The following is a 20,024-nucleotide window of genomic DNA, read 5'->3' as shown; positions in this document are numbered from 1 at the left end:
TGAGATATATCCGTCAGAGGAGTTATCATGTATTTTAAGAGAGTCTGTTTGATATCAGGATTGCTGATCACATTATCCGGTTGTACATCTGTCACGCCTCCCGTCCCTGTCCGTCCATCATACCCGGTGCAAAGTGTAACAACTGATCCCGTCAGACTGGTCCCCGGGACAATACAAAATTCCACAAGTAACAGCTGCATAGATGATATGTATTTACTGCGAAAAATAAATAATGAAAGTTACCGTGTGCTGGCGGGAAAATACAATGACGTAATGAATGAGTTTAATTTTTTACGTGAGAATGAAAACATCATGGATGATGATATAAAAATTTACATGCGAAACAGCCTGACAATAAAGCTGGGAAAGGTATGTAGTGATATAAAGCTAAGTGCATTTAAATCAATAAAAAAAGAAAACCAATCAGTTTCCGGCTACGTGATTAAAAAAGGCTTGTGAGAGTCACAAGCCGGTTGAGAAAAATAATATATTACTTACTCTCTGATGAAATCAAGGCTGTAATAGGATAACCAGTGAATAAAGATATAAAACTCATGTTCTTTATAAAACTGATATGCCAGAAAGCGTTTAGCATCTGAATCCCCTTTACCTGCCGCCACCAATAAATAATATTTACCTTTATCAATATCTTTTCTTACACCATAGTCCCCGGAAAGATAGATTGAACCAAGTAAAAACTGGGCATCGGCATCTCCTTGTCCGGCTTTTTGGCTGAGCAAATAAATATCGTACTGTGTGTTATTTGCAAAAGAAAAAAAAAGATATAAATAACAATACTAAACAAACTAAAGAATAATTTTTCACAGTTATATCATCCCTGTTGCTTAAAATAGCATCGAACCCTATTTCTTTATAATTTTTATCTCATTATTTTCGCCCACAGGATTAATGTCCTGGTGGGATTTCTTTTCTTTATTCAAATCGTTTACCTTTTTCACATAGGGTTCTGACTGTCCGACAAAAACACCTCCGGTATTAATTGAAAATACTTCAGCCCGGCAGACACCATTAAGCACACCTTTTTGTAATATTTCAATATTCCTTGCGTGACATACACCGGCTAACCGGCCATTGATTGAAACATGCTCAGCAATAACATCGCCTTCAATACTGCCATTATCCATCACTGATACCTTAAATGTTCCGGATGTCACATTTCCTTTTATCTGCCCGTATACTTCAATATTTCCATCGAGTTTAATATCACCTTGTATGACACAGTCTGCACCAATAATGGTTACTTTCTTAACGACTTTATCTGCAGTATTTATTACATTCTCTTTATCTGCAGCGTCTGTCTTAGCGATTTTATCTTCCCGTGTGATTTCGTTATTTTTTTTTGAATAATGCCATGAGTTTTTTTTTGTCCTGTCGTCGTGAAGTACAGCATAAATAAAAATGAAGAGTAAATACTCATACAGATATAAACATCTGTCTTTAAGGGGATGACTGTAATAAGCACATACCCCCAGACAAACCAAAGGCTATACAGAAATAAGTTCAACCCTTTCCTCTCCGGAAAAAGATACCGGATAGCATCCGGGTGCATCACTGATACAATTTATATTTATCTGGATATGAATGCCGTTACTTTCAAGAATATAAAAAATAACATTTTCACCATCATGCTTATAGGTAATATCACACCCACCTCTAATGAATTTCTCCATAACTTTGCCCAGATCGGTTTTCATATCATCAAAAATCATTATTCCTCCCGATGATGTTTATATTGGTGTAAAAGAAGTCACTGTATTCTGATTGTGTTATACCGGACTATGGCTTCTCACTGTAAATAACAAGATAAGTAGTCGTATTTAACAAATTACTTTCCTGATTACTTTTAAGATTCCGCTCTAAATCCCCGGTATATTCAGTAAAAGAATTTATTGATTTATTTTCAAAAAAGGCCTGATATGCCTGCGCTATTTCATCAGAATAAAATTGCGTTCCCGGGCCTTCCTCCTGAACAGGTACGCCGGGTAATGAAGCAAAAACATCACCTTGTGGTATTTTACTGCCGGAGAAATGTTTCCCGATCGGTTCAGGTAATGTCGTCAGATCCATAGGGAATGGCATTCCCCGCCGTCCTGATAAAAAACGGGAACTCAAATTATCCGAAGATGCAGAAACAACAACACCAATGCCATTTACCGTTTCAGAAAAAACAGGTTCAGACTGTTTGAGTACTGAGTATGATGCAGAAGATTCAGCCGCTGAAACAGGAAAAACAAAAGGTAATGAAAACAGTAAATACATTTTAAATTTTTGCATATTGACAGACTTAAATGTTGTTAACATAAATACATTCCCGTCCCGGATAAATAAAAATAGTTGAATGAAATAACTTACCAATAAACACTAATAGCACTTAGATCATAATATTATTAATTTATTATGATTTTACAAATATGCTTGATTGTTGTTTAGATTATTTTTCATAATAACAACAATTCTATTGCATGACTCTTCCTTCTGTTTCACCTACTTTATGATGATAATAACTACCGAGAACAGAAAATAAATTATTAACATCATTAGGTGTCATCTGTAATGCGGCAAAATAGCGCATCAGCATATCCAGGTTGAAGCAATTAACCCCCCGTTCATAACGGGAAATTTGTTGCTGGCTGATACTTAGAATTCTGGAAAGTTCGATACCGGATAACCCGAGCTGACGACGTTTACTTTTTAACGCTTGCCCTATTACACTGGAAATAGGATGAACATTCTTAATCACAAATCCTCCTGACGACTACATTACACGCTGACTGCTATTGTTATGAATAAAGTATTATGATAGCCATGCCATATCAGCAACATAGTCTTTTTCATATGCCATGTGAAATAATGATAATCTCTGAATAGTTAAATAAACCAGTCATTGTTTTTTTTATTCATCAACCAATAACACAATCCTCCAATTAAATTTAAATTTTAAAAATAACCTGATAGCAAAACACTTAATGTGTGTAAAATAATATCATACACAATTATTGTTGTTGTTTTTCAAATCATGTTTTCTTACCATCCGTAATGGCTGAAATACAGAATTGAAATTACCGACCAGTAGTGATCACAGGTACAAATATAGTCATAAACAGGCAAAGTAATTTCACGCTATCATTAGTTAACGTTTTTTTATTAAAAATGACTCTTTTCAAATCGTTCTGCCATATTTTATCACATCTATATAATGGTCAGATTTATATGCATCATTTTATTTTCATGTAAAGAGTAAATGACTTATAGCAGTATGTGCAAATTTTTTATTCGCCTCTCCATTCAAATAGAATGATAGGCATAAGCTATTAATAAAAAAAATATTTAAGATAAAAAATACAGCACAATAAATCAAATTTACTAATCACATCAGTAAGTTAAATTGAAGTATCTGTTTTTGCACAATAATCATGATTTATCCTAAATATTTCCCTGACTCTTCTTACGATTACGTTAGAATCACTTAGTTACAAAATAAGCATAAATAATTACATTCAGAGATACAATCACGACTATTTTGCACAACATAACAAACACTAAAGCAACATTAATTAAACGCTGAGTATATGAATTAAAGTCTTAATATGATTGATAAATAAGTTGATTATATACACTCATATACCACTATCAGCACCATTAACCCGGGCGAAGTAAATATAGAAAGATAAAAAAAGCCCCGGACATCTCTGTCCGGGGCTTTTATCATCTGATCACACCTGAAAATCAATATTAAAAACAGTATTTCACTCTTTTATATCAGGCGTTTTCTTTATTAAATCATAATTACGGTATCAAAAAGCGGTACTGTAAGTATTTATCACTTTGGTAGTAACAACCCCGGCACTGGTTACGTTAATTTCAAGTACACGCCAGAATTTGGTGGTATTACCAGTGGTCGCTACCGCGTTTCTCGGAGATGTAACATAAGTATCCTTAGATGTTCCTCCACCCAATGTCACTCTGTCATTAATGTATACGGATACTTTTGCATCTGTGTCATTAAAGTTTGACCAGGTACAATTGTAACACTCCAGCGCATAGGTATACGTTCCCTGTTTGAATGCTTTGATGGTAATCGTCTCAAGACCCGAAGCCGATGTATCATCCCTGTCGAGCGTCACTTCACCATTATTGTAATTCTTGTTACCCCGGTAAACATTTACCCCGGCTGGAACCTTGATATAGGTATCAGGGTCTTTTGGTTTATTCTCCTGCCACTGGACAATAATTTTAGCGTCGTTATCACCTAACTGGATAAGCCCGAACTGATAATTAAGGTCAGCACCTGTGCGAATCTCAATGAAGTCATCATACGTTCTGTAAGTATCTTTTGTAATAACAATGGCATACTTCCCTGCCACGAGTTCTACCGGAACCTTTCCGGAGGCAGGTGTCGTCGTATCGACAAGCTTCTCACCCTTATTCTCTGAATAGATTTCAATGCGCGCCCCCGCTATGACAACAGTCCCTTTTTTACCGGCGTCCACAACGGTGATTGTACCTTTGAACAACTCCTCAAAAGAGACTTTCAGGTTGGCATCAACCTTATTCTGACCGGCTATCGCCGCAGAGACAATAATGTCATATGTCGGCGTCAGTGAACTTGTCAGTGTGGCTTCCACCGTACCATCAACACCTGTTTTCGGTGCTGTCGCAACCAGTGTTGTTGTATCCGGCTTATTACCACTCCAGGTCACATCCATATTCCGGACCGGGTTACCATTCACATCAGTCACCGTCGCTACAAATATAAATGTATTTGTGCCATTGGCGACCTTGCGTGTCAGCTCTCCTGACAGTTTGACAAGGGAAATACGTGCTGTTGCGGCATCAGCAATAAAGCTGATTTTTTTGTCTGCCGGAACGGTCACCGTGGCCAGATATTGCGCACTGACAATGACATCATCCACCGCTTTTTTTGGTCGATTTCAGCGTAATAGTGGTTTTACCGGTAGCATCCGTTTTACTGGTTGCCGCCGACAACACCACATCAACGCCTTTATCCTGAGTCCATTTCACATCCAGATCAGCCTGAGTTACCGGATTGTTATTGATATCGACCAGTTGCGCGGTATAGGTAAAGGTATTTATGCCATCGGCTATTTTTTCCACAACAGCCCCGTCCAGGATCACCGTACCGATTTTGGCTGACGCCAGGTCATAAATAAAGCTGACCTTCTTGTCTGCCGCAACGGTTGTCGTCGCCAGATACTGTGCACTCACCTGAATATCACTCACCGCTTTGGTGGTTGATGTTAGTTTAATCGTCGCTTTACCGGTGGCATCCGTTTTACTGGTTGTCGCCGACAGCACCACATCAGCACCTTTATCCTGCGTCCATTTTACATCCAGATCTGCCTGATTGATCGGGTTGTTATTGATATCAACCAGTTGCGCGGTATAGGTATAGAACTTAATACCATCGGCAATTTGCTCCGTGACATTACCGTCAAGCTTCACCGTACTGACTTTTGCTGACGTCAGGTCATAAATAAAGCTGACCTTCTTATCTGACGCAACGTTGACCGTCTCCAGATACTGTGCACTCACGGTGATACCATCTACCGCTTTTTTGGTCGAGGTCAGGGTGATGGTAGCCTTACCGGTTGCATCCGTTTTACTGGTTACCGCCGACAACACTACATCAACGCCTTTATCCTGCGTCCATTTCACATCCAGATCCGCCTTACGAATCGGATTGTTATTGATATCAACCAACTGGGCGGTATAGGTAAAGGTGTTCACGCCATCAGCAATTTTCTGCACAACGGCCCCGTCCAGGTTCACCGTACCGACTTTGGCTGATGCCATGTCGTAGATGAAGCTCACCTTTTTATCGGCTGCAACGGTCGCTGTCGCCAGATACTGTCCGCTGACAGTGATATCATCCACCGCTTTTTTGGTCGAGGTCAGCGTGATAGTCGCCTTACCGGTGGCATCCGTTTTACTGGTTGTCGCCGACAGCACCACATCTGCACCTTTATCCTGCGTCCATTTCACATCCAGATCAGCCTGAGTGACCGGGTTGTTATTGGTATCAACCAACTGAGCCGTATAGGTAAAGGTGTTCACACCATCAGCGATTTTCTGCACAACCATTCCGTTGTCCAGGGTCACCGTACTGACTTTGGCGGATGTCAGGTCATAAATAAAGCTGACCTTCTTGTCTGCCGCAACAGTCGTCGTCGCCAGATACTGCGCACTCACCGTGATATCGCTCACCACTTTGGTGGTCGACGTCAGTGTGATAGTCGCTTTACCATTGGCATCCGTTTGACTGGTTGTCGCCGACAGCACGACATCTGCTCCTTTATCCTGCATCCATTTAACATCCAGACCAGACTTGCGGATCGGGTTGTTATTGGTATCAACCAACTGAGCGGTATAGGTAAAGGTGTTCACGCCATCAGCAATTTTCTGCACAACCGTTCCGTTGTCCAGCGTCACAGTACCCACTTTTGCAGAGGACAGTTCATAAATGAAACTGACATTTGTATCTGCAGGGACTACCGGAGACGTTGCATACTGCGCACTCACCCTGACATCATCAACGGCTTTTTTGGTCGAAGTCAGTGTGATGGTGGCTTTACCGCCGGCATCCGTTTTACTGGTTGTCGCTGACAGTACAACATCGGTGCCTTTGTCCTGGATCCATTTCACATCAAGATCTGCCTGACGGATAGGGTTACCGTTCCCGTCTGTCAGTTGAGCCGTGTAAGTAAAGTGGTTCACGCCATCAGCAATTTTCTGCGTCAGGTCGCCATCCAGTGTTACGGTGTTCACTTTTGTCGTATTAATGTTGTAGATAAAGCTGACTGCTTTATCTGCCGGTACTGTCGCGGTTTCTTTATACTGCGCACTCACACGGACATCATCCACAGCGGTGGTGGTCGAGGTCAGTGTGATGGTCGCCTTACCGGTTGCATCCGTCTTACTGGTTGCCGCCGACAGTGTTACCGCCGCCCCTTTGTCCTGCGTCCATTTCACATCCAGATCCGCCTGATGGATCGGGTTGTTGTTATCATCCACTAACTGAGCAGTGAACGTATAACTGTTCACACCATCGGCAATTTTCTGTACGACTGCACCATCCAGTTTCACCGTGCTGACTTTAGCTGATGTCAGGTCATGAATAAAACTGACGGTCTTATCAGCCGGAACGGCGGTTGTCGTCAGATACTGCGCACTCACGCGGATATCATCGACTGCTTTTTTGGTTGAGGTAAGCGTAATGGTTGCCTTACCGTCCGCATTGGTTTTACTGGTTGTCGCCGACAGCACCACATCACTGCCTTTGTCCTGTGTCCAGTTCACAACCAGATCCGCCTGACGGACAGGGTTGTTATTGGTATCAACCAGTTGGGCGGTATACGTGAAACTGTTCACTCCGTCCGCCACTTTCTTCACAACCGCGCCGTCCAGTAACACTGTACCGACTTTAGCTGAGCTCAGCTGATAGGTAAAACTGACCATTTTATCTGCCGGAACCACTGCTGTTGCCAGATACTGCGCATTCACACGGACATCATCCACAGCCGTTGTCGTCGAGGTCAGGGTGATAACCGCCTTACCGTCAGCATCCGTTTTACTGGTTGCCGCCGACAGTTTCACTGCCGTTCCTTTATCCTGCGTCCAGTTCACAACCAAATCAGCTTTGCGGACCGGGTTGTTATTGCTGTCCACTAATTGAGCGGTGTAGGTGAAGTTACTGGTGCCGTCTGCCACTTTCTGCACGACTGCGCCGTCCAGTTTCACCGTGCCGACGTTGGTTGAGCTCAGTTCAAAGATAAAGCTGACGAGCTTATCCGCTGCCACCTTAACCGTCTCTTCGTACTGCGCACTCACGCGGATATCATCGACTGCTTTTTTGGTCGAGGTCAGCGTGATAGTCGCCTTACCGTTTGCATCTGTTTTACTGGTTGCGGATGACAGCACAACATCTGCGCCTTTATCCTGCGTCCAGTTCACAGCCAGATCTGCCTGACGGATCGGGTTATTGTTGTTGTCCACCAATTGAGCGGTATAGGTGAAGCTGTTCACGCCATCCGCTATTTTTTCAGTGACAAGACCGCTTAACACCACCGTGCCGACTTTGGCTGAGGTCAGCTGATAGGTAAAGCTGATTGTTCTGTCTGCCGGTACAGCTGCGATTTGCGCGTACTGTCCGCTCACACGGACATCATCTGTCGCTGTGGTGGTTGATGTCAGCGTAATAACGGCCTTACCGTCCGCATTGGTTTTACTGCTGACCGCTGACAGCGCTACGTCTGTCCCTTTGTCCTGCGTCCATTTCACATCCAGACCCGCCTGGCGGATCGGGTTATTGTTGGCATCGGTCAGTTGTGCGGTATAGGTAAAGCTGCTGGTGCCATCTGCAATTTTCTGTGTCTGGTTACCATCCAGCGTTACCGTGTTCACTTTCACTGTATTAATGTTGTAGATAAAACTGACTGTTTTATCTGCCGGTACGTCTGCTGTTTCCTTATACTTCGCACTGACAGTGATATCATCTGTCGCTTTTTTTGGTCGAAGTCAGTGTGATAGTGGCTTTACCATTGGCATCCGTTTTACTGGTTGCAGCTGATAACACCGCATCACTGCCTTTGTTCTGCGCCCAGTTAACAATCAGGTCAGCCTGACGGATCGGGTTATTATTGCTGTCCACCAGTTGAGCGGTGAAGGTGTAATTGCTTACGCCATCAGCAATTTTCTGCACGACAGCGCCGTCCAGCAAGACGGTACCGACTTTCGCCAGATTAATGTTATAGATAAAATTAACGGTTTTATCCGCTGCCACTGCGGCGGTATCCGCATACTGAGCACTCACACGGATATTATCCACCGCTTTTTGGGTCGAGGTCAGTACGATGGTCGCCTTACCATCCGTGTTGGTTTTGCTGCTGACCGCAGACAGCACCACATCGCTGCCTTTGTCCTGCGTCCATTTCACATCCAGACCTGATTTACGGATCGGGTTGTTGTTCGCATCCACCAGTTGAGCCGTAAAGGTAAAGTTGTTGACACCATCAGCGATTTTTTCAACAACTGCGCCACTGAGTGTCACTGTACCGACTTTGGTTGATGTCAGGTCAGAAATAAAGCTGACAGCCTTGTCCGCAGCCACTTTCACAGTACTTTCATACTGCGCACTCACAAAAACATCATCCACAGCCGTGGTGGTCGAGGTCAGCGTAATGACAGCCTTACCGTCTGCATCCGTTTTACTGGTTATCGCTGACAGTACTACATTGGCACCTTTATCCTGCGTCCAGTTAACAACCAGATCAGCCTGGCGGATCGGGTTATTGTTGGCATCGGTCAGTTGTGCGGTATAGCTGAAGCTGCTGGTACCATCTGCAATTTTCTGCGTCAGGTCGCCATTCAGCGCCACTTTGTTTACTTTCACCGTATTAATGTTGTAGATAAAACTGACGGTTTTATCTGCCGGTACGGTTGCCGTAGCCAGATACTGCGCACTTACACGAACATCATCGACAGCCGTCGTCGTCGAGGTCAGGGTGATAACAGCCTTACCGTCAGCATCTGTTTTACTGCTCACCGCTGACAGTTTTACCGCCGTACCTTTATCCTGCGTCCATTTAATATCCAGGCCCGCTTTGCGGATTGGGTTATTGCTGCTGTCCACCAGTTGAGCGGTATAGGTAAAGGTGTTAGCGCCGTCTGCCACTTTCTGTACGATTGTCCCGTCCAGTGCTACGGTGCCGACTTTTGCTGAATTCAGTTCAAAGATAAAACTAACGAGCTTATCCGCTGCCGTTGCGGCCGTATTTTCATACTGCGCACTCACGCCGATGTCATCGGTCGCTTTTTTGGTCGAGGTCAGAGTGATAGTCGCCTTACCGCTTGCGTCCGTTTTGCTGGTTGTTGCAGACAGCACGACATCACTGCCTTTATCCTGCGTCCACTTCACATCCAGATCTGCCTGACGAATCGGGTTGTTATTGGCATCCACCAGTTGAGCGGTATACGTAAAGCTGCTGGTACCATCCGCCACTTTCTGTACGACAGAACCATTGAGCTTCACGGTACTGACTTTGGCTGATGCCTCATCGAAGGTAAAACTGACTGTTTTATCTGCCGGTACAACAATAGTGCCCGCGAACTGTCCGCTTACACGAATATTGTCCACGACTTTAGTGGTTGAGGTCAGCGTAATAACCGCCTGACCATCAGCATTCGTTTTACTGCTGACAGCAGACAACACGGCGTCACTGCCCTTATCCTGCGTCCATTTCACATCCAGATCTGCCTGACGGATCGGGTTGTTATTAGCATCCACCAGTTGGGCGGTATACGTAAAGCTGCTGACACCATCTGCGATTTTCTGCGTCAGGTCGCCATTGAGTGTCACTTTACTCACTTTCGCTGTATTGATGTTATAGATAAAGCTGACCGCTTTATCTGCATCAACACTGACACCGGAATCCGTGGCGGCGCTGACAATAATATTGTCCATCGCTTTATTGGTACCGGCCAATGTAATGATGACTTCACCATTAGCATTCGTTGTCCCTGCCACCAGAACAACAGCATCAGGATTATCTGCCGCAGGCGTCACAGTGACACCGGCGATCGGGTTACCGTTAGCATCCTGAACCAATGCGGTATAGGTAAAGTTATCAGTCCCGTTGGCAACTTTTGTTGTTTTGTCGCCATTTAACAGAACACTTTTAACCGCCATTGTGCTGCTGTCCGGACTGACACGGACGATTACTTTTTTACCCGTACGATCCGTCGCATTCACAGCATGAACAGCCGCATCACCCACCCTTGTTGCGGTCAGTGTGACGGTCGCCTGCCCTGCATTGTCTGTCACAACCGTCTGCGCACTCAGTGTACCCAGTGTGGTTGTCAGATTTACCGTGTTATCAGGGACAATATTGCTGTAAGCATCTTTTACGGTAACCGTCAGTGTCGCCGACTCGGTTCCGTCTGCAATAATGGTATTTTTATCGCTGATAAGTGACGCAATTGAGGCTGTTGTTATGTCCGGTTTAAATGTCAGCTGTCGTGTTTCACGGCTGTCATTAATACTGAAGGTATAATTTTCCTGCGCGGCTTTGGTATTGGTGATATCCACCTGTAACTGACCACGGCTGTCTGTCATGCCATTCACCGGCTGAGTCTGATAGCGGGCTGTTGCAGGAACCGTAATCGTCACCGGCGCACCGGCTAACGGGTTATTGCGGTTATCCGTGACTGTCACCAGAACACGGTTTTTCGCCTTACCGTCAGCGGTGGCATTATCTTGTGTGATAACCACACTCTGAATTTTTGCCGTACTGATATCGGCAATAAACTGCGATGTTACGCTTTTTGACGTACCGGCACCCTCAACCACCAGTTTTGAATCACCGGCGGTTTCACTGCTGAACTGCGTGGTCATCCGGCCCGATTCATCCGTTTGCGCAGTAGCATTCACCACCGTGGCACCGTTATCTGCTCTCGCATTTAACGTAAAGTTTTCCACCGGGTTATCAAACTGATCGGTGACTGTTGTCAGGGCAATATTATGTTCCTGACCATTCGCCAGCGCTTTGTTATGGGTTAACTCCAGAGTTTTAATCTTCGCGGTGCTGCTGTCGGCGATAAACACGATCGCTTCCGTGCGGCTGTTACCGTTGCGCATTTTCGCTTTCAGTAACCCTTTACCCGCTGATTTACTGATGATTTTAACCGTTGCGGTACCATCCGCGCCGGTGATAACGGTCAGAGTCTGACCACTGTTACCATCCGTATCAAAAATCGTTACGCCTTCTGAATTTTTCAGCCCTGAGACACTGAATGTCACCGCTTTGTTTGCGAGCACACCACCGGTGTCATTCTGTAACAAGGCCACCGCCGTAAACTGGTCACTGTTGTTTGCCAACAATGAACGGTTTGGTGTGACGGTGAGTTTAGTGATTGTTTCCGTGGACGGAATAACATTGACCCACATTTCTGCGGTGTTGGACAGATTGCCTTCGTTGTCTGTCCCGACTGCCGTGACACGGTAGCCCTGCGGCGCGCCGTTACGGGTCATAAACACGTATTCAGGCAGAGTGATATCCACCGTGGTCAGACCGGTCTGGCGGATCTCGCCGCCCTGTGCTTCCAGTTCAGGTGCGGACCAGCGGAGTGATTTCAGTCCGTATTTTGCTTTCAGAACACTGGCGGTAACCGGCAGCGTTTGTGCCGCTTCTCCATTCAGCGCCGGTGGCAGCCCGATCCGCAGCAGTTCCTGCTTGCGGTACTGCATCACGATATTGTAATTACGGTCTACGAAGTCATAGCGGTTGCCTGCCAGATTACGCATTAAATCTACGTTTTCGGTATCAAGCTGCTGAGACAACGGCACACCAAAGCGGTAGGAAAGCTCCATTCCGACTTTGCTGTCATTCGAATCGCCGGCGGAGGTTTCACCTTTAAAGGTGATTAACGGGAACGGGGTATAACTGACACCGACCGTGGATACGGACGGGTTACTTTTCAGTTCACCGGAAGAGGTGGTACCGGCCAGACTGACGCCGTCACCAAAATACTGTTCATATTTTACAAATGCACCTAACTGCGGATAATCCGGCAGATAGCCCTCTGCTCGGACATCAAACCCGTTCGCAGGGCGTTCATCATAGTCACGCATTTCATTTAATGTGGACTGATGCCAGTCTGTAATTCTGAAATAGCCGTTTGCCGCGAGCTTCACATAATCCGCCCACAGCTCACCGCCGACACCCACCCGCGAGTTACTGCCGGTAATGTCATAATCATAAAAACTGTTCAGACCCCACATCCAGCCATCTTCATACTGACGATAGCCCAGACCGAGGTTGGTGGTGGTCCGCTCATCATTTGCGCGGATACCGAATTGTGAGAACAATAAGCTGTTCGGATTATCAATCAGCGGAAGCAGCAAATCCGCATCACCGGTTTTATTGCTGCCGAGCTGCACCCGCGCGTGTCCGACCTGGTTCAGCCAGTCATTAACCTGCTGATTAAGCAGGTTTTCACCGAGGCTGCGGACATAGCCGAGAGACGCATCGACGGAATCGTCCGCCGACAGAATTTGTCCTGCCTGAGAGGTATTTTCCGCCCATTTGGCTTCTGACGCCGCAGCTTCATCTTCAGGTGAGATATCCGGCAGGCCCATTGTCGGCAGGGCACTGAAAATATCATCTGTCCGCACGGTATTATCACGCGGGGCAGGTTTTGCCGGGTCCGGTAGTGTACTGACACTCATCGGGAACGGCATACCGTTCTGACCGGCAATAAAGCCCGCGCCCGGATCAGCAGGCATAACGCCGAATTCGCCCCCGTCAGGCATCTGAACGGTAAAGTTGTCACCGGCAGACGAGTTACCGGCCGGTTTTTCAGACGGCGCAGGGGATGTATCTATCAGTGCATTAAGACCGTCAAACGTATCTGACATCATGACGGCACTGTCTTGTTCTATCGCATAAGCAACCGATGATGTTGCAATCGATATCGGAAAAAATAACTGTAAAAAGAGTAACAGATAAGCTGTTATCCTTTTTGTTTTTGAATAATACGACGTAGCAGGCATGAACACATCCCCCGAATATAAATATAAAAATAAAAATCAGGAAAGAAAATTAAATGTCATAGAGCGCTTTTATTTTATCTTTCACACCGATGAAACCCGCTAACTGAATTTTTCACATAATGCACCCGGCATATTCTTCAGTGTTGAAAATAACGCTTCACACGAGTTTTTACCCATAATTACTTTGTTTGCATTTAAGAAAGTACAATTTTAATTAATACACAAAAGACCAATGATGCTTAGCCTGATTAACATCTTCCGAAAAATAAGACCTGCCCATACAGGTGCTTTACATTGAGATAAAAATGATACCAACCAATGTCATTCATTTTCCTTATACATATTAACCGAGTTACTTTCTCTGCATTTGGAGTAAAAAAAAATAGAATGCCTGTTTAACTGGCTAACACTCAATTCCATTCATAGATAAAATTGAAATTAATCAGCACATTACTGGCCGCGTGGTTTAATTAAATATATCATCGCCAGCCAAAAACAATAAAAAACAGCACTATCAGTCAATGATAATATACTTCACAGATCACATTCAAATAGTCAAAACCATTGATAGTTAAATACCTTGATAAAATAAAGTTCAATAAAATCAAAATGCCATGACATATAACAGAAGATACAACTCACTAAATACTCACATGATAGAGATTAAAGAAACATAACCTTACAAAAAATATAAAAATAATTCAATTTTCAGATAAGAATACATAAAAAATAACACACCAGTATCAACGATATAATAAAACCCAATACTTTTGGTAAAACCAATATTATGAGTAACACTCTCTTCTTATGATACCGACAAAAAAAATAACCGGCATAGTTTGAAACCATGCCGGCTATAATCTGAGAGAATGAGTATTTTGATAATGTTAACTTTTCAGTTATTTAATCGCTGTTGCTAATTTGAAATCACAGTTAAATTCAGTTGATATTTGCGCAGTACCTGAAGGAGAGCTAACATAAAATCCCAGAAATGCTTCAGGTATTTTAAAAGATTCGTCTTTGGTTGAAAACCCGGGGATCGTCATTTTAGTCGTTGAAGACGCCGGATCACCAGCTCCGTTAATATCACCAAATAATTTACATTCTAATTGTGTATCTCCGTCAGATGTACTTTTGCTTAATGATTCATAGCCTAACGTAATATTTTTTGATATTTCTTTAGATAACCAGTTAACACAGTCAATTGAAACACTGTCAGCACTATATACATAAGGAAGTATTTTTTTTATCATCCGCGCCATAGTATAAATAAAGATTATCTTCAGATAATGTGGTTTTAATATCAAGATCTTTACTGGTGAATTCACAGGCAACCTGTAACTCCGTCATTGTATTGAAATTTAATGTATTTGTCAGATAACCGGAACCTATAGTATCCTTACAGTTAGCGGAATTTGCATCACATACACGACCCAGTGATGACGTAGTCACTGTATATTGATTATTTCCGCCGGTCAGCGAGGTCACATCTTCTCTTGGTATCTCAACAAATTTTGCTAAATCAATACCATGACTTTCGGCAACCTTCAATGAATCATAGTGTGTTACTGCATTCATCAACTCATCATCGTAACTGCCGTCGCCTCTTAAATCGACAGAACCGGATTGTATTTCCTTATTATTCCCGCCGGATACTACTTTATACTTCATTACACATTCTGCCAGCGTACTACTGGCGTTTGCTCTTTTACACGTATTAGGATGATTTGTGTCATGACCGACAAGATATTTGTGAATAAGATCGAATGAAAATATTCTTGTGGTCGTTTTTACATTTTCAACCTCATAGTGAGAATATGCACTATGTGACATAACAACTAACAATACCGCAATAATTTTGTTTTTCATGGTGCTAACCTTACTGAAACAGTGTTATACCGGCTGACTTAAGATATAAGCCAGCCGGTAAATAATGGATTAATTTGCCTCGATGATTGACCCGATTTTAAATTTAACCAGGTCAAATATCAGAGAGTAGTCTTCGCTTATATCAATACCGCCTGCATCTTTCGCAGATACTGACAGTTCAACATTTTTAATCCGGCTCATGACTTTCGGTTCAACTATTCCATTAATATTCGTAATGACTTCACCATTAACTATCGTCACCATTCCTGAAGGTGTCTTTTCAGTCACTTTGATATTAACCCCGTCAATCGGGTTATCATTGGCATCCACAATTTTCACTTCTAATCCGTTTGCCGATACGGTATCTGCTACTGCATTTTTATCTTTATTCAGATTAGTAATCACCATGACTGCGGTTGCTTTATCTGCCACCAATTTCACTGTCTTCGGTGTAACGTTAAACGCCGCATTATTAACACTGACTTTTATTTCCGCATTACCGGCTTTGGTGCCTTTCAGAGTCGCGGTGTACGTCCCGTCCTGATTATCGGTTACTGTACTGAACGAGATATCCGCCAGCGTGGTACTGAACAGAACTGTCTGCCCGGACACTGTGTTACCGTTCACGTCTTTCAGCGTCAGGATAAGTTCCGAGGTTTCTGTGTTATTCGCCACGATAGTTGCCGGAAGCGCCGTCAGCGATGATTTATCCTCACTCAGATTGCCGCTGTCACCGTTGAGTGTGACACTCACTGCTGCCACGACAAGCTCAGCGCCATTCACCGTCACTTTCAGTGCGGCTTCGCCTGCTTTGGTGCCTTTCAGCGTCGCAGTGTATGTCCCGTTCTGATTATCCGTTACCGTACTGAACGTGACATCCGCCAATGCCGTGCTGAACAGAACTGTCTGTCCGGACACCAGGTTATCGTTCACGTCTTTCAGGGTCAGAGTCAGCGTAGAGGTTTCCGTGTTATCCGCCAGGATAGAATCAGGAACCGCCGTCAGGGCCGATTTTTCCCCGCTCAGATTACCTTCATCAGCGGTCAGCGTTACACTCGTTGCTGCCACCGCAAGCTCAGTACCGTTCACTGTGACTTTCAGTGCGGCTTCGCCCGCTTTGGTGCCTTTCAGGGTCGCGGTATAGGTTCCGTCCTGATTATCCGTCACCGTACTAAAGGTGGTATCTGCCAGAGTCGTACTGAACAACACTGCCTGACCAGTAACCGGGTTATCGTTCACGTCCTTCAGAGTCAGCGTCAGTGCGGAGGTTTCCGTATCATCTGCCACGATAGTGTCCGGAACTGCTTTCAGAGACGATTTATCCTTACTCAGATTACCGCCGTCACCGTTCAGCGTGACACTTACCGCTGCCACAGCAAGATCAGCGCCGTTCACCGTCACTTTCAGTGCCGCTTCACCCGACTTAGTACCTTTCAGGGTTGCGGTATAGGTTCCGTCCTGATTATCCGTTACCGTGCTGAACGTGGTATCTGCCAGAACTGTGCTGAATGCCACCGTCTGACCTTTCACCAGGTTACCGTTCACGTCTTTCAGAGTCAGTGTCAGTGCTGAGATTTCCGTGCCATCTGCCAGGATAGAATCAGGAACCGCCGTCAGGGAGGATTTATCCCCGCTCAGATTACCGTCATCGGCTGTCAGCCTCACACTTACCGCTGCCACTGCAAGCTCAGTACCGTTCACCGTGACTTTCAGAGCGGCTTCGCCCGACTTGGTACCTTTCAGAGTTGCGGTATAGGTTCCGTTCTGATTATCCGTTACCGTACTGAACGTGGTATCCGCCAGTGTGGTACTGAACAGAACCGCCTGTCCGGACACCAGGTTACCGTTCACATCTTTCAATGTCAGGGTCAGTGCAGAGGCTGCCGTGTTATCCGCCACAATAGTGTCCGGAACCGCTTTCAGAGACGATTTATCCTTGCTCAGATTACCGCCGTCTGCGGTCAGTTTCACTGTCACCGGGGCGACGGCAAACGCATTTCCGTTCAGGCTGACACTGATTATCGCATCACCCGCTTTGGTACCTTTCAGGGTCGCGGTATAGGTTCCGTTTTGATTATCCGTCACCGTACCGAACGTGGTTTCCGCCAGCGTCGTGCTGAACAAGGCTGTCTGTCCGGACACCAGGTTTCCGTTCATATCTTTCAGGGTCAGAGTCAGTGTCGACGTCGCTGTATTATTCGCCACGATAGTCACCGGATCCGCCGCCAGGGAGGATTTCGCCTCACTCAGATTGCCGCCGTCTGCGGTCAGTTTCACTGTCACCGGTGCCACCGCAAACGTATTACCGCTCAGGGTGACACTGATTTTTGCATCACCTGACTTGGTGCCTTTCAGGGTCGCGGTGTACGTCCCGTCCTGATTATCCGTTACCGTACTGAATGAAGTATCCGCCAGCGTCGTGCTGAACAGAGTTGTCTGTCCGGACACAGGGTTACCGTTTACATCCCTCAGAGTCAGCGTCAGTGCCGAGGTTTCCGTGTTATCCGTCAGGATAGTCAGCGGATACGCCGTCAAAGATGACTTAGTCTCACTCAGATTACTGTCATCTGCGGTCAGCGTCACACTCACCGCTGTCACAGCAAGCTCAGTGCCGTTCACCGTCACTTTCAGTGCAGCGTTGCCCGCTTTAGTACCTTTCAGGGTCGCGGTATAAGTACCGTCCTGATTATCCGTCACTGTACTGAGCGTGGTATCTGCCAGCGTGGTGCTGAACAGAACCGCTTGTCCGGATACCAAGTTACCGTTCACATCTTTCAGCGTCAGGGTCAGCGCCGAGGTCGCCGTGTTATCCGCCACGATAGTGTCCGGAACGGCTTTCAGAGACGATTTATCCTTACTCAGGTTTCCGCCGTCAGCGGTCAGCGTCACACTTACCGCTGCCACATCCAGAATTACACTGTTGACGGTAACTTTCAGTGCGGCCACACCCGCGTTGGTCCCTTTCAGGGTTGCCGTATAAGTGCCGTCCTGATTATCCGTTACCGTGCTGAACGTAGTGCCCGTCAGTACAGTACTGAACTCTACCGCCTGTCCCGGAACACTGTTACCGTTCACATCCTTCAGGGTCAGGGTCAGTGCTGACTCCGCTGTATTATTCGCGACTATTGTCAGCGGAACGGCTTTCAGGGACGATTTCTCCTTACTCAGATTACCGCCGTCCGCCGTCAGTCTGACTGTTACCGGGGTCACTGCAAACGCTTTACCGTTCAGGGTGACACTGATTTTTGCATCACCGGCTTTGGTGCCTTTCAGGGTCGCGGTATACGTACCGTCCGGGTTTTCAGTGGTGCCGCTCAGCGTGGTATTGGCCAAATCAGATTTGAATACCACGGTCTGACCCGGGATCAGGTTTCCGAATTTATCTTTTAAGGTGAAAAGCAATGTTGATTCTGACTGACCATCCGCAATAATCGTTGCCGGATTGGCGGCCAATGACGATTTCTGTTCATCCGGATTAGTGCTGTCCGCGACAAATGTTACTGATTTTGTCATCTGGTTGGCATTAACCTGCGCAGTAACAGAAACCGGCGTGGCAAGTGTATTGGTCAGTTTGAAGAGCACGGCCCCCTGCTCATCCGTCAGCAATGGCAGTGATGCCGGGCTTGCTCCGTTATCCGCTGTAAAGGTCACATTGGCATACGGCACCAGGTTTCCCTGCGCGTCAGTGACAATTGCTTTTACCTCATTCTGGCTCGTGCCATTTGCCGGGCTGTTGTCCACCACAACGGTCATATTATTGCTGAGGATCTCTCCGGTCGAACCATCTGCCGTAAACATCACGCTCTTCGTGGCAGAGATATTGTTAACCTTGGCAATTACAGCCGTTGCGCCGGTCAGTGTATTGGTCAGATCAAATACCACTTCCCCGTTGCTGCCCGTTGCCAGCTGAGCCAGTGACGGGTTCGCATCATGGTTTGTTTTAAATTCAATACCCATGTTCGGTACGCGGTTATTGTACTGATCGACAACCGTTGCTTTCACCTGGTTTGCTGCCACGCCGTCAGCCAGCTGATTGTTAGTTACGATCACTAACTGTGAATCCGTGATAGTTGCGGTAGTTTCATCCGCAATAAATGTCAGCTGTCGTGTTTCACGGCTGTCATTAATACTGAAGGTATAATTTTCCTGCGCGGCTTTGGTATTGGTGATATCCACCTGTAACTGACCACGGCTGTCTGTCATCCCACTCGCAGGCTGTGTCTGATAGCGGGCAGGCACAGGAACGGTAATCGTCACCGGCGCACCGGCTAACGGGTTATTGCGGTTATCCGTGACTGTCACCAGAACACGGTTTTTCGCTTTCCCGTTGGCGATGGCATTGTCCTGCGAGATAACCACACTCTGAATTTTTGCTGTGCTGATATCCGCAACAAACTGCGATGTTACGCTTTTTGACGTACCGGCACCCTCAACCACCAGTTTGGAATCACCGGCCGTTTCACTGCTGAACTGCGTGGTCATCCGACCCGATTCGTCCGTTTGCGCAGTGGCATTCACCACCGTGGCGCCGTTATCTGCTCTCGCGTTTAACGTGAAATTACTCACC

General features: G+C 45.6%; 12 protein-coding genes. 1 reads left to right on the top strand and 11 read right to left on the bottom strand.

Annotated features, from left to right (window positions below):
• The first annotated feature begins 27 nt into the window (after nucleotides 1–27).
• Entirely contained in the window at nucleotides 28–459 is a 432-nt protein-coding gene (locus AYY16_RS11310; RefSeq protein WP_067366356.1) for a hypothetical protein, read from the top strand.
• A gap of 35 nt (nucleotides 460–494) precedes the next feature.
• Here AYY16_RS11310 and AYY16_RS11305 read toward each other — a convergent pair whose 3' ends face one another.
• The 11 genes from AYY16_RS11305 to AYY16_RS11255 form a co-directional block, all read right to left on the bottom strand.
• Nucleotides 495–740: an SEL1-like repeat protein gene (locus AYY16_RS11305; protein ID WP_235846286.1), complete on the bottom strand. Its 246-nt coding sequence runs from the start codon at nucleotides 738–740 to the stop codon at nucleotides 495–497.
• A gap of 123 nt (nucleotides 741–863) precedes the next feature.
• Nucleotides 864–1,502 (bottom strand): bactofilin family protein, encoded by a 639-nt coding sequence (locus tag AYY16_RS11300; RefSeq protein ID WP_067366353.1) that lies wholly within the window; start codon nucleotides 1,500–1,502, stop codon nucleotides 864–866.
• Between the two features lie 3 nt (nucleotides 1,503–1,505).
• Nucleotides 1,506–1,730 (bottom strand): hypothetical protein, encoded by a 225-nt coding sequence (locus tag AYY16_RS11295; RefSeq protein ID WP_067366350.1) that lies wholly within the window; start codon nucleotides 1,728–1,730, stop codon nucleotides 1,506–1,508.
• A 67-nt stretch (nucleotides 1,731–1,797) separates the two neighbouring features.
• Nucleotides 1,798–2,322, bottom strand: a complete 525-nt coding sequence (locus tag AYY16_RS11290) for a hypothetical protein (protein WP_067366347.1) — start codon at nucleotides 2,320–2,322, stop codon at nucleotides 1,798–1,800.
• Nucleotides 2,323–2,476: 154 nt separating this feature from the next.
• Nucleotides 2,477–2,761, bottom strand: a complete 285-nt coding sequence (locus tag AYY16_RS11285) for a helix-turn-helix domain-containing protein (protein WP_067366344.1) — start codon at nucleotides 2,759–2,761, stop codon at nucleotides 2,477–2,479.
• Nucleotides 2,762–3,815: 1,054 nt separating this feature from the next.
• Nucleotides 3,816–4,934 carry an Ig-like domain-containing protein gene (locus AYY16_RS11280; RefSeq protein ID WP_067366341.1) on the bottom strand — a complete coding sequence of 373 codons (1,119 nt, stop codon included), beginning with the start codon at nucleotides 4,932–4,934 and terminating at the stop codon, nucleotides 3,816–3,818.
• Nucleotides 4,927–8,448 carry an Ig-like domain-containing protein gene (locus AYY16_RS11275; protein WP_067366338.1) on the bottom strand — a complete coding sequence of 1,174 codons (3,522 nt, stop codon included), beginning with the start codon at nucleotides 8,446–8,448 and terminating at the stop codon, nucleotides 4,927–4,929. The genes AYY16_RS11280 and AYY16_RS11275 overlap by 8 nt, the downstream gene beginning before the upstream one ends.
• 82 nt (nucleotides 8,449–8,530) lie before the next feature.
• Nucleotides 8,531–13,588 (bottom strand): Ig-like domain-containing protein, encoded by a 5,058-nt coding sequence (locus tag AYY16_RS11270; protein ID WP_067366336.1) that lies wholly within the window; start codon nucleotides 13,586–13,588, stop codon nucleotides 8,531–8,533.
• An 899-nt stretch (nucleotides 13,589–14,487) separates the two neighbouring features.
• Entirely contained in the window at nucleotides 14,488–14,841 is a 354-nt protein-coding gene (locus AYY16_RS11265) for a hypothetical protein (protein WP_067366333.1), read from the bottom strand.
• Entirely contained in the window at nucleotides 14,810–15,457 is a 648-nt protein-coding gene (locus AYY16_RS11260) for a hypothetical protein (protein ID WP_067366331.1), read from the bottom strand. Before AYY16_RS11260 ends, AYY16_RS11265 begins: the two co-directional genes overlap by 32 nt.
• Nucleotides 15,458–15,526: 69 nt before the next feature.
• Nucleotides 15,527–20,023 (bottom strand): invasin domain 3-containing protein, encoded by a 4,497-nt coding sequence (locus tag AYY16_RS11255; protein WP_162271055.1) that lies wholly within the window; start codon nucleotides 20,021–20,023, stop codon nucleotides 15,527–15,529.
• Nucleotide 20,024 lies beyond the last annotated feature (1 nt).

Source organism: Morganella psychrotolerans, from assembly GCF_001676155.1.
Taxonomy (GTDB): domain Bacteria; phylum Pseudomonadota; class Gammaproteobacteria; order Enterobacterales; family Enterobacteriaceae; genus Morganella; species Morganella psychrotolerans.
The sequence above is the reverse complement of the archived record's forward strand: the minus strand, read 5'-3'. Positions and strand labels throughout refer to the sequence as shown.

Coding starts and splice junctions, on each gene's coding strand:
- AYY16_RS11310 (WP_067366356.1), top strand. CDS start 28: ATGTATTTTAAGAGAGTCTGTTTGATATCAGGATTGCTGATCACATTA.
- AYY16_RS11295 (WP_067366350.1), bottom strand. CDS start 1,730: ATGATTTTTGATGATATGAAAACCGATCTGGGCAAAGTTATGGAGAAA.
- AYY16_RS11290 (WP_067366347.1), bottom strand. CDS start 2,322: ATGTTAACAACATTTAAGTCTGTCAATATGCAAAAATTTAAAATGTAT.
- AYY16_RS11270 (WP_067366336.1), bottom strand. CDS start 13,588: ATGCCTGCTACGTCGTATTATTCAAAAACAAAAAGGATAACAGCTTAT.
- AYY16_RS11265 (WP_067366333.1), bottom strand. CDS start 14,841: ATGATAAAAAAAATACTTCCTTATGTATATAGTGCTGACAGTGTTTCA.
- AYY16_RS11260 (WP_067366331.1), bottom strand. CDS start 15,457: ATGAAAAACAAAATTATTGCGGTATTGTTAGTTGTTATGTCACATAGT.